Origin of the sequence: Corallococcus caeni (assembly GCF_036245865.1) — a bacterium.
GTDB classification, from domain to species: domain Bacteria; phylum Myxococcota; class Myxococcia; order Myxococcales; family Myxococcaceae; genus Corallococcus; species Corallococcus caeni.
In genome coordinates, this window is sequence record NZ_BTTW01000005.1 from 182186 (window position 1) to 193997 (window position 11812).

Annotated in this window: 8 protein-coding genes; 5 read left to right on the forward strand and 3 right to left on the reverse strand. The window is 72.5% G+C overall.

Features of this window, described 5'->3' with window-relative positions; genetic code table 11:
* The first annotated feature begins 14 nt into the window (after nt 1-14).
* Nucleotides 15-479: a hypothetical protein gene (locus tag AABA78_RS22090; RefSeq protein ID WP_338265435.1), complete on the forward strand. Its 465-nt coding sequence runs from the start codon at nt 15-17 to the stop codon at nt 477-479.
* Nucleotides 480-485: 6 nt separating this feature from the next.
* Here AABA78_RS22090 and AABA78_RS22095 read toward each other — a convergent pair whose 3' ends face one another.
* A complete protein-coding gene (locus tag AABA78_RS22095; RefSeq protein ID WP_338265437.1) occupies nt 486-1892 on the reverse strand; it encodes a sigma-54-dependent transcriptional regulator in 1407 nt (468 codons plus the stop codon).
* Nucleotides 1889-3358 (reverse strand): sensor histidine kinase, encoded by a 1470-nt coding sequence (locus tag AABA78_RS22100; protein ID WP_338265438.1) that lies wholly within the window; start codon nt 3356-3358, stop codon nt 1889-1891. The genes AABA78_RS22095 and AABA78_RS22100 overlap by 4 nt, the downstream gene beginning before the upstream one ends.
* A 166-nt stretch (nt 3359-3524) precedes the next feature.
* Here AABA78_RS22100 and AABA78_RS22105 point away from each other — a divergent pair, with 166 nt between their 5' ends.
* The gene (locus AABA78_RS22105) at nt 3525-4460 is read left to right on the forward strand and encodes an MBL fold metallo-hydrolase (RefSeq protein ID WP_338265439.1); all 936 of its coding nucleotides are present in this window, start codon (nt 3525-3527) and stop codon (nt 4458-4460) included.
* A gap of 31 nt (nt 4461-4491) precedes the next feature.
* Nucleotides 4492-6258 (forward strand): M14 family zinc carboxypeptidase, encoded by a 1767-nt coding sequence (locus AABA78_RS22110; RefSeq protein WP_338265441.1) that lies wholly within the window; start codon nt 4492-4494, stop codon nt 6256-6258.
* 130 nt (nt 6259-6388) lie between these two features.
* Here the strand turns inward: AABA78_RS22110 and cglD are convergent, their stop codons facing one another.
* A complete protein-coding gene (cglD, locus tag AABA78_RS22115) occupies nt 6389-9817 on the reverse strand; it encodes an adventurous gliding motility lipoprotein CglD (protein WP_338265443.1) in 3429 nt (1142 codons plus the stop codon).
* A gap of 262 nt (nt 9818-10079) precedes the next feature.
* Here cglD and AABA78_RS22120 point away from each other — a divergent pair, with 262 nt between their 5' ends.
* Nucleotides 10080-10868, forward strand: coding sequence for a TIGR02266 family protein (locus AABA78_RS22120; RefSeq protein WP_338266230.1), 789 nt, complete (start codon nt 10080-10082; stop codon nt 10866-10868).
* Entirely contained in the window at nt 10865-11812 is a 948-nt protein-coding gene (locus AABA78_RS22125; RefSeq protein ID WP_338265446.1) for a serine/threonine-protein kinase, read from the forward strand. The genes AABA78_RS22120 and AABA78_RS22125 overlap by 4 nt, the downstream gene beginning before the upstream one ends.

The window sequence follows — 11812 nt, forward strand, 5'->3', positions numbered from 1 at the left end:
CACTGGAGGACACCGTGGGAAACCCCCTGTATTCCGAAGGAATCAAGCAACTGCGCGCCGGGAACCTGGAGAACGCGCAGCGTCTGGTGGAGCAGGCGAAGCGGCAGGGGGACGCTTCCGTGGAAGAGCTCCGCGACATGGCGTACGGGCTGGACGAACACGGTGAGCGCGACCTCGCCACGGAGCTGCTGCGGGAGGCGCTGAGGCAGGAGCCCTCGGCGGCGGAGCCGGCCTGTGCCCTGGCCATGTACCTCCTGGAGAAGCAGGAGGATGAGCAGGCCGCCGCCGTCCTCAAGCCCGCGCTCGCGGCCGCTCCGGATCACCCGAAGGCGAACCTGTGCATGGCCATGGCGCTGGCGAAGACGGAGGCCGCGCGGGCCCGCACGCACGCCGCCAGGGCGATGAAGGCCCCGGACGCGGACGTGCGCGCGCAGGCGGAGGCGCTGGACAAGGTGCTCGCTCAGCACGAGCCCCGCTAGCCGCCGTCAGTCCCCGCGCTTGAAGTCCTCCGTGCGCACGCCGTAGCGCTTGAGCAGGCGGTGCAGGCTCTCGCGCTCCATGCCCGCGCGCTCGGCCGCGTGGGTGACGTTGCCGGAGAACTCCTGCATCAGCGCGGTGAGGTAGTCGCGCGACACGGCGTCGCGCACGCGGTCCACCGCCTCGCGGTAGGGCTGCTTCGCCAGGGCCTCCGCGGGCAGCGGTCCCGGGGCCGCGGGGGCACGCGCCGTGCCGAGCTCGGGCGGCAGGTCCTCCGGGGTGATGCGGGGGCCCACCGCCACCGCCGCCGCGCGCGCCACCGCATTCTGGAGCTGCCGCACGTTGCCGGGCCAGGGCGCGGCGGTGAGGGCCTGGAGGGCCTGGGGGGTGAAGCCCTCCAGCTCCGACCGGTTCGCGGCGGCGAGGAAGTGCATGGCGAGCGGCGCGATGTCCTCGCGCCGCTCGCGCAGGGCGGGCATCCGCACCATCACGCCGCCCAGCCGGTAGTAGAGGTCCTCGCGGAAGCGGCCTTGCGCCACCTCCTCCGCGAGGTCCCGGTGCGTGGCCGCGACCACGCGCACGTCCACCGTCACCGGCGTGGTGGTGCCCACGCGGCGGATCTCCTTCTCCTGGAGCGCGCGGTTGAGCTTCACCTGCACGGGCAGCGGCAGGTCCCCCACCTCGTCCAGGAAGAGCGTGCCGCCGTGGGCCTCCTCGAAGAGGCCGGCCTTCGCGCCCGTCGCGCCGGTGAACGCGCCGCGCGCGTGGCCGAAGAGCTCGCTCTCCACCAGCTCCGCCGGCAGCGCGCCGCAGTTCACCGCGACGAAGGGCTTGTCGCGGCGAGGGCTCTCGCGGTGCAGCGCGCGGGCGGCCAGCTCCTTGCCGGTGCCCGTCTCGCCGGTGAGCACCACCGTGAGGTCGCGTGACGCCACCTGCGCGAGCAGGGCGTGCGTCTTCTGGAGCGCGGGGCTGGTGCCGCGCAGGCCGTGGAAGTCGGGCATGCGCGCCACGCGGGCGGCGAGCCCCCGGGCCTCGCGATGCTGGCGCTGGCGCTCCAGGGCGCGGGCGACGACGAGGGCCACGTCGTCCGGGTCGAAGGGCTTGGACAGGTAGTCGTACGCGCCTTCCTTGATGGCCTCCACGGCCTTGGGGACGCTCGCGTAGGCGGTGACGAGGAGGACCTCCGTGTCCGGCGCGCGCCGCTTCACCTCGCGCAGCACCGTGAAGCCGTCCGCGCCCGGCATCTGGATGTCGGTGACGACCACGTCGAACGCGCGCGCGGAGAGCAGGGCCAGCGCCTGCGCACCATCGGGCGCGGTCGTCACCGCGTACGCGTCCCCGAGGATGCGCGCGAACAGCTTGAGCATGTTCTCCTTGTCGTCCACGACGAGGACGGAGGGCTTCGCGTCGCTCATGCCGCCGCCTCCTGCTCACGCGACGGGGCGGGCAGCGACAGCGTGAAGCGCGCGCCGCCCAGGGGCCCTGCGTCCACGTCGATGCGGCCGCCGTGCGCCTCCGCGATGGCCTGGCTCACCGCGAGCCCCAGCCCCGTGCCGGAGGGCTTCGTCGTGAAGAACGGCTCGAACAGCCGCGCCCGGGCCTCGGACGACATCCCGGGCCCCGAGTCCGACACCGCCACGCGCGACGCGCCATCCGCGTCCGCCGCGATGCGCACCTCCACCCGGCCTCCCTCCCCCGCCGCCTCCGCCGCGTTCTTCACCAGGTTGAGCAGCACCTGCCGCAACCGGGGCGCCTGCGCCCACGCGGTGCCCTGGCCGTGCACCTCCACCGAGACCGAGCCCTGGGGCCCCAGGCGCGTGGCTTCGCGCAGGCGCAAGACGACCTCCTCGCACGCGTCGCGCAGCGCCACCGGCTCCAGCGGCCCGCGCCCCGGCCGCGCCAGGTCCAGGAGCCCCTCCACGATGTCCTGACAGCGCACCGCCTCCTCCTCCACCACGCGCAGGTCCTCCGCGAGCGCGCCCTCCGCCCGCCGCTGCAACAGCCGCACGTACCCGAGGATGACGCCCAGCGGGTTGTTGATTTCATGCGCCACGCCCGCCGCCAGCCGGCCGATGCCCACCAGCTTCTCGTGCTGGACCAGCCGCGCCTGGTGCTCCCGCAGGGCCCCCGTCATCCGGTTGAGCTGCGCGGCCAGCTGGCCCACCTCGCCCGGGTCGTCCTCCGGGATGCGCACGTCCAGGTCACCGCGCGCCAGCCGCGCCGCGCCCTCCGACAGCCGCGCCACCGGCCGCGCCACCGAGTTGCCGATGTACACGCCCACCCCGGCAGCGAACAGCGTGGCCCCGCCCAGCAGCAGCAGCGCCCAGCGGAAGCTGTCGCGCTCCACCGTGCCCACGTGCGACTCGAAGGCCGCCATGGACGCGTCCGAGCCCGCCGTCAGCGCGTCCACCCGCGCCTGGATGCGCGACACCCACTCCAGCGCCCGCCCATGCGCCGCCTCCACCGCGGCAGCGTCCTTCGCCATCACCGCGGGTAGGAGCGTGTCCCGGTAGAGCGTGTCCAGCGCGTCGCCCGACGCCTGGATGTCCGCCACCGCGGCGCGCTCGTCCGCGTCGCGCGCGTGCTCCGCCAGCCGCCGCGTCAGAGCCTCCACCCGCGCGCGGGCCTCCGCGTGGAAGCGCCGGTGGCTGTCGTTGCCCAGGATGATGGTGTGCGCCAGGTGCGCGTACTGATCCCTCACCGCCGTGGCCAGCTCGCGCGCCTCGCGTGCCCGGCCGCCCACCTCGCGCAGCGCATGCGTGCCCTCGTGGATGTCCGACAGCCGGCCGAGCGCATAGCCCGACGCCGCCGCGAACAGCGCCACCAGCGCGCCGAACGCGAGCAACACCCTGCGGGTCGTGGTGCCGGAGACAGGTCCCATGGGAAGCCCTCTTATACGGCGCGGCCCCGGGCCCGCGCCCGGCCCATGTCCTTTCGCGGACCGCCGGTGCCGCATTCCCCTTGCGCCCCTCCCCTCCTGCCGAGCATGACTCGGAAGAAGAGGCGCGGGCCCATCCTTGGGGGACACCCGTTGCCGGGAACCACTCATGGCGATGCGCTTCAAGAACCTGGATGGCAGCGGACCGCAGGCCTTCACCCGCGTCTTCAAGTGGGCCGTCACGGACAAGCTCCTGGGCAAGCGCCGCGGTTCGCCCGCGCGCGCCGTCGTGCCGCACGTGGAGCCGGACCTGGCCGTGCTCGCCACCCCGCCCGCCCCGGGCGAGGGCGCCCGCCTGACCTGGCTGGGCCACGCGAGCTGGCTGGTGCAGCTGGACGGCGTGTCGCTGCTCATCGACCCGGTGCTGCGCGACGCCATCAACGTCATCATCCGCCGCAACGTGCCGCCCGGCGTGCCGGTGGAGAAGCTGCCGCGCATCGACGCGAGCCTCGTGTCCCACAACCACTACGACCACCTGGACCTGCCCACGCTCAAGCAGGTGGGCGCCCGCGTCATCACCGGCCTGGGCCACGCGCCGGTGTTCCAGGGCCAGGGCCTGTCCTTCCAGGAGCTGGACTGGTGGGAGTCCACGCAGGTGGGGCCCGTGCGCGTGCACTACGTGCCGTCGCAGCACTGGAGCCGCCGCGGCCTGAACGACGCCAACGAGATGCTCTGGGGCGGCTTCGTGGTGGAGGGCTCCAGCGCGCGCGTCTACCACTCCGGCGACACCGCCTACTTCCAGGGCTTCAAGGAGATTGGCGCGCGCTTCCCCAAGCTGGACGCGGCGCTCTTGCCCATTGGCGCCTACGACCCCGCGTGGTTCATGCGGCTGCAGCACATGAACCCGGAGGAGGCGGTGCAGGCCTTCGAGGACCTGGGCGCCATGGCCTTCTTCGCCATGCACTGGGGCACGTTCAAGCTGACCGACGAGCCGCTCGACGAGCCGCCCGTCCGCCTGGACGCGGAGTGGCTGCGCCGGGGCTGGCCGCGCGACCGCGTGCACGTGTTGCCCGTGGGTGGCACACACACCGTGCGGCACGGTTGAGCGCTGGCGGGGCTTGTGGTCTCAAGCGGGCATGCTCCTGCCCACCCTCGCCGCCCTGGTCCTCACGCAGGCTCCACCTCCTCTCACCTCCCTCTCCGAACAGAGCGGCTGGAAGCGCACCGGCCGCTACGCGGAAGCAGAGAGCCTCTGCCGCGCCTTCCCCAAGGCGTTCCCCGGCAAGGCCCGCTGCGACACGCTGGGCACCACGCCGGAGGGCCGCCCGATGGTGGCGCTCGTCGTCAGCCAGGACGGCACCCTCACCGCGGACGCCGCGCGCAGGAAGGGGCGGCCCGTCGTCTTCTTCCAGGGCGGCATCCACGCGGGTGAAATCGACGGCAAGGACGCCGGCTACTGGCTGCTGCGCGACGCGCTCCAGAACCGGGCCTCCGTGCCGGACCTGCTCAAGGGCGTCACCGCCGTCTTCGTGCCCGTCTTCAACGTGGACGGCCATGAGCGCTTCAACCCCAACCACCGCCCCAACCAGGTGGGCCCGGAGGAGATGGGCTTCCGCGTCACCGGCCAGAACCTCAACCTCAACCGGGACTACGTGAAGGCGGACGCGCCGGAGATGGTGCTGCTGCTCAAGTACCTCAACGCGTGGGACCCGCTGGTCTACGTGGACCTGCACGTCACCGACGGCGCGAAGTTCGAACCCGACGTGTCCGTGGGCCTGGAGCCGCAGAAGTCCGGCCCGCCCGCGCTGCGCGAGCTGGGCACCAAGCTGGTGGACGAGCTCTTCACCGGCCTCACCGCCGAAGGCCACCAGCCGCTGCGCTTCTACCCGTCCTTCCAGAAGGATGACGACCCCACCAGCGGCTTCGCCTACGGCGTCCCCCCGCCGCGCTTCAGCCATGCCTTCTGGTCCGTGCACCACCGCTTCGGCGTGCTCGTGGAGACGCACTCCTGGAAGAGCTACGCCCAGCGCGTGAAGGCCACCCGCGACGTGCTGGAGGGGCTCTTGCGGCTCGTGGCCCGCGACGGCGCCGCGCTCCAGGCCGCCGTGAAGGCGGAGGACCAGAAGGCCGTGGCCGGCCAGGTGCGGGAGGTGGTGCTCGGCTGGGAGAGCACGCCCAAGCGGGAGACGATTGAGTTCAAGGGCTACGCCTACGAGCGCGGCCCGTCGGACGTCTCCGGCCAGCCGTACATCCGCTACGACGACACGAAGCCCCAGACGTGGAAGGTGCCGTACGCGCCGGACATCCAGCCCGCCGTCACCGCGACGCTGCCCGCGGGCGGCTACCTGGTGTCCGCCGCGCACGCCGCGTGGGTCGCGCCCAAGCTGGCCGCGCACGGCATCGCGTTCCAGCGCCTCCCCCGCGCGGTGCCCGCCGCGAAGGTGGAGTCGTTCCGCTCCAAGGACTTCCAGTTCCAGGCGCGCTCCAACGAGAGCCGCCAGGGGCTCACCGCCAGGGGCGATTGGAAGCCGGACACGCAGGACCTGCCCGCGGGGACGCTCTACGTGCCGGTGGCGCAGAAGAACGTGCAGCTGGTGGCGCACCTCTTCGAGCCCGCGGGGCCGGACTCGCTGCTGGCGTGGGGCTTCTTCAACGCCCACTTCGAGCAGAAGGAATACATCGAGGACTACGTGCTGGAGCCCTGGGCCCGGGAGCTGCTCGCGAAGGACGCGGGCGTGAAGGCCGCCTTCCAGGAGCGGCTGAAGGACCCGGCCTTCGCCAAGGACCCGCGCGCGCGCCTGCGCTTCTTCGCCGAGCTCCACCCGACCTGGGACGAGCGCCTGGGCCTCTACCCCGTGTACCGCACCGCCAGCGCGCCTCCGAGCCTGGGGACCGTGAAGTAACGGCAAGAAGAAGCCCCCGGCCCGCTTCCCCTCGAGGGGGCGTCGCGGAGCGGGGGCTTCGGAGGCACGGCCTTCAGTCACCGCCGCGCTCCCGGTCCATGAGGCACCGGGAGCGCGTTTTCATTCACGGCTAGCCGATGGGCTTCTCGCAGGCGCACGCGCTGACGTTGCACTGGAAGCCCGGCGCGCAGCCGCCGCAGTCCGGCTTGCAGACGCAGGCGCACAGGCCCGGGTCGGCGCCGAAGCCGGTGCCGCAGTTGAGCGCGCCCGTGTCGCAGACGCAGCCGCAGGCGTTGGCGTCGAACTTGTAGCCCGCCGCGCAGGTCGCGGACTGCACGCAGCTGCACGAGCAGGCAGCCGTGTTGCACGTCTCGAAGGTGCCGCACGTGCCGCCGCAGTCCTGCGCACAGGTGAAGTCACACACCGCGCGGTCCGTGTTGCACACCTGGCCCGGGGGCGCCGTGCCACCGCAGTCCGCCGGGCACTCGCACTTGTCCGTCGTGCGGTTGCAGACGAGCTTGCCGTCGCAGTAGTCCGGGTCGTTCGGGTTGTAGTACTGCGTGTCGGACGCGCACGGCGGCGGGTTGCCGTCCGGCTTGGCGGTGCGGTCGATCCAGTAGCGGTACGACACCGCCGCCTGCGTCAAACCGGACTGCTTCGGACGGCACGCGCCGTAGAAGGACACGGTGCGGTTGATGCCGTCCACGTCGAAGCCGTGGGTGCGGCTGCGCGGCAGGTCCCCGATGCTGGGGCACAGGGAGGCATCCGCCACCTCCGCCACCGCCACCTTCATCGAGGCGCCAATCGGCGGCTTGAGCGTCTTGTAGCCCACGGACGCGATGACGCTGTCCACGATGGCGTTGATGGTGTTGGTGATGGAGGTGTTGTCCCGGATGCTGCCGGACACGCCGCCCGTGGCCTGGATGACGTCCAGGTGGCGCGGGTTGCGCGGGTCCTCGTCCGTGCGGCACCAGGTGGCCGTGTCCGCGGTGGCCTTCTCCGGCGGGCAGATGATGCCGTGCATCTGGATGGGCGCGTTGAGCGGGTTCTTCGTCGTCCCCGCGGTGGTGCCCGTGTTGAGGAAGTACGCCGTGTAGTCCGCCACGGTGCTGGAGGACTGGTCGCGCGTGTCCGTGAGGACGACGACCACCACCTTCGCGCCCGGACGGATGCGCGTCGCCGCCGTGCCGCCCGCCGCGGTCAGGTCGTTGATGGCCTTGCGAGCCGCCTCCAGCGGGCGCTCGGTGCCGTCACCGCCAATGCCCGTCCAGCACTCCTTGTCGCTGGCGCAGGTGGTGTTGGGCAGCGGCGTGTACGTCGGGTTCTGGGTGGTGCCCCCCTTCACCGCGCACACGTTGCTGTTGCACACCGCGTTCTGGGTGAGCCACGACTTGAACTGGTCGATGTTCTGCGTGAAGGCGCGCAGCACGCCGTTGTTGGGGCCGTTGCCCGTGTACGCCGTGGTGACCATGCCCAGGCGCCAGTCCAGCGTGGCGTTGGCCAGCTTGTTGGCCACCGCCGTCGCCGCGCCGGCGAGGAAGGTCTGCGACGTCGCCATGGAGCCGCTGTCGTCCACCACGAAGAGGAAGTCCACCACCGCGGTGTTGCCGGTGAAGACCTCGCACTGCACCGCGTCCGCGTCGCCGAACTGCGCCAGCGCGGAGCCGCCCGCCGTGTCCGCCATCGTGAAGAGGCTGCCCCCTTCGTTGTAACGGGCCGTCGGCGTGATGGCGAGCACCGTCACCACGCTCGCGTTGGAGCGGTGCACGTACTGCGCTTGAATCTTGAACGGGCCGTTGACGCCCGCGGAGCCGGTGAAGGCGCCCGCGCTGGTGGGCGCCAGCTGCCGCGCCAGCGCGTTGGTGAACGCCTTCAGCTCCGTGGTGCCGGTGACGCCGTAGCGGGCGACCGCCGCGGGGAAGCCGTCCCAGGTGGTGAAGGTCTGCGTGAACTCCACGTCCGCGGCCGCCAGCAGCGCCGCGCCGGTGCGGATGCCCGCCTCGTCACCCGCGGGCGTGGTGGAGGTGCCCACCTGGCCGCGCTTGTACGCGATGAACGTCACCTGCTTCGTGTCGTCCCAGCCCATCACGCCCACGGTCTGACCGTTGGCCGTGAGGTTGACCAGGTTGGCGCTCTTGAAGGTGTTGGGCAGCGCGAGCCGCAGGTCCGCGCCGCTGTCCTCCTTGAACGTCACCGTGCGCAGGTTCTGCACGCTGCACGCCTTGCCGGCGGGCGTGGTGGCCGCGCCGTCACTGGGGTCCTTCGGGTTGAGCTCGCCCGGATCCACGCGGCCGTTCTGGTTGGAGTCCTCCGCGCCGTCGGGGATGCCGTCGCCGTCGGAGTCCGCCTTGTTGGGGTCCGTCGTCGTCGCGGGGTCCGCGTCGCCCGAGTAGCCGCAGTTGTTGCGCGGGGCCGCGGCCGTGGTCACGCCACGCTCCACGCCGTCGAGCAGGCCGTCGCCGTCGCTGTCCGGGTTGGTGGGGTCCGTCTCGCCGGGATCCACCTGGCCGTTGGAGTTGGGGTCCTCGCCGAGGAAGCCGTCGCGGCCGGCGCCGTCCTGGAGCCCGTCGCAGTCCGTGTCCGTCAGGCGCGGGTCCGTCTCACCGGGCTCCACGCGGCCGTTCTTGTTCGTGTCCTCCACGCCGTCCGCCACGCCGTCGCCGTCCGTGTCGGCCTTGTTCTTGTTGGTGCCGGTGGCGTCCTCCACCGAGTCGGGGATGCCGTCGAAGTCCGCGTCGGGCACGGCCGCGGCGCAGTCCGCCACGCGCGGGTTCTTCTCACCCGGGTCGACCTGGCCGTTCTTGTTCACGTCCTCGGCGCCGTCCGCGCAGGTGTCGCCGTCCGTGTCGGGCTTGAGCGGATCCGTGCCGGTCCGCGTCTCCAGTCCGTCCGGCAGGCCGTCGCCGTCGCTGTCGCGCAGGCGCGGATCCGTCTCGCCGGGGCTCACCGAGCCGTTCTTGTTCGCGTCCTCCACGCCGTCCGTGAGGCCGTCACCGTCGGAGTCCGCGGTGTTCGGGTCCGTCTCCGTGAGGTCGCGCTTGCCGTTGCGGTTGGCGTCCTCCAGGCCGTCCGGCAGCCCGTCCCCGTCCGTGTCCGCCTTCACCGGCGAGGTGCGCGAGGCGGGGTCCTGATCCGGGTAGAAGGAGCACGCGGGATTCACACTCGTGGTGCGGCCCACCTCCACGCCGTCGCGAATGCCGTCGCCGTCGCTGTCGCGCAGACCGGGGTTCGTCTTCAGGCCACCGGTGTAGACGGTGGAGAACTCCTCCTGGTCCGACAGGCCGTCGCAGTCCGAGTCCTTCGTCGCGTTGGTCGGATCATAAGGGTCCGTCGCGACTTCGCCGGGGTCGGGGTCGGGGTCGACGATGACGCCCGCGTCCTCGACGTAGCCGGCGTCGAAGCCGGCGTCGAAGCCCGCGTCGTTGCCGCCGTCGAAGCCCCCGTCGGTGGTGGGGTTGGGGTCGGTGCCAGGGCCGGGGTCCGGGTCAGTGCCACCACAACCCGCCACGAGCGTGGCGGCGAGCAGCGTGCCCGAAAAGAGTCGGATCCAATTGCGCATACGGGGTCTGCACTCCGGGAAGGGGGGTTACGGAGAACACCGGACAGCATAGAGGGCCACGCGTCTGATTCCGATGTAGGTACGCCCCCGGGCCGAGGTCGCATCACGATTCGTAAACTTGGCGTGCAGCGCTGTCGCCTGTTTCCGACTGCACTGTCTTTACGGGGGCCAGGAGGGCTCGGTTATCTTCCGCTCCGTGCCTGTCTTCGGTCTTGCGGCGGTATGGGGGGGAGCGGCTTCGCCAGAGAAGGCGGCAGCCGTGGTGGAGGGCCTGGGCGCGCTCATGCCGTCCGCGCAGTCCATGCAGCTGGTGGTGGCGTTTCGCGACGAGGCCGGCGCGCTGGAGGTGAAGGTCGAGGTGCCCGGCTATCCGCGCGCGGCGGTGGAGCGGCTGGGCGAGGAAGTGCGCAAGAGCGGCGGCACGTTCGTGGAGCTGTGGCGGCTGCCCAAGGCGGAGCGGGACGCGCTGCGCTCGCGCACGCTGGCGGGCGGCACGCCGTTCTCCGGCACCGAGCGCACGCAGGCCGCGCAGGAGCTGCGGCAGCACCTGGAGGCCCTGTCCGCGCGAGGTCCCCTGCCCGCCGCGCCCGAGCCCGCGCCCCTGTCCACGCCGCTCGCAGAAGCGCCGCCCGCGCCGCCGGCCGCCCCCAGCGCGAGCGGAGGCGAGTCGTACCGCGCGCCGGAGACGGACGCGGCCGCGGATCCATCGCCGTCGGGCGCTGGAGACGAGCCCCAGCGCCGGGCCCGGCGCTTCGCCGTGAAGCTGGAGATGGAGTTCCGCACGGAGCTGGACTTCGTGCGCGAGCACGCGCTGAACATCAGCAACGGTGGACTCTTCGTGCGCACGGCGCACCGCCCGCCGCAGGACAGCGTCGTCACGGTGGACGTGAAGCTGCCCAACGGCCAGCGGCTGCAGGGCGAGGCGCTGGTGGTGCATGTGGTGGACGCGCCGTACACGGGGGGCGTGGGGCTGGCCTTCCTGAGCGACGACGCCACCTTCGCGGCGACGCTGGACGGGTACCTGGCGAGCCTGGTGGGAGAGAAGGCGTGACGCTGGAGGAAGGCCCGACGCCGGAGTGGCCGCGCGACCTGGGGCGCTTCCAGCTGCTGTCGCGGCTGGGGCGGGGCGGCAACGCGGAGGTGTTCCGCGCGCGGATGCTCCAGGGGCCGCTGGCGGGCGAGGAGGTGGCCCTCAAGCGCGTGCGGCCGGAGCGCCTGCGGGACGCGGAGGCGCGCGAGCAGCTGCTGCATGAAGCGGAGCTGGCGCGGTGCCTGGCGCATCCGCACATCGTGGGCTTCCGGGAGTACGGCGAGCTGGCGGATGGGCCCTACCTGGCGCTGGAGCTGGTGGACGGCACGGACCTGGGGCGGGTGCTGGCGCAGTGCCGGCGCCGTCGCATCGAGCTGCCCATCGACCTCTCCGTGATGATGGTGCGCCACGTGCTGGAGGCGCTGGCGTACGCGCACGCGGCCACCAACTCCAAGGGCCGGCCGCTGGCGGTGGTGCACTGCGACGTGTCTCCGCACAACGTGCTCCTGTCGCGCGGCGGCGAGGTGAAGCTGGCGGACTTCGGCGTGGCCCGCTCGCGCGCGGGGCTGGCGTTGGATCCGCGCCGCGTGGGCAAGCAGAACTACCGTTCGCCGGAGCTGCTGGCGGGCGAGGTCTCCGTGGCGGTGGACCTGTGGGCGGCGGCGGTGCTGCTGTACGAGCTGCTGTCGCTGGAGTCGCCCTACCCGGAAGGGACGGCCGACGAGGTCGAGGCCTCCATCCGCGGCCTGCGGGTGACGCCCGTGCGCATGGTGGCGCCGGAGGTGTCGGATCCGCTGGCGCTGGTGCTGGACCGGGCGTTCGCGCCGCACCCGTCGCAGCGCTTCTCCTCGGCGGAGCAGTTCGCGCGGGCGCTGGCGGCGCTGAGCGACGACCGCGTGGCGACGCCGCTGGCCGTGGCCGCGGTGGTGCGCGGGCTGATGGGCGCGGAGCCGGTGACGGGCTGA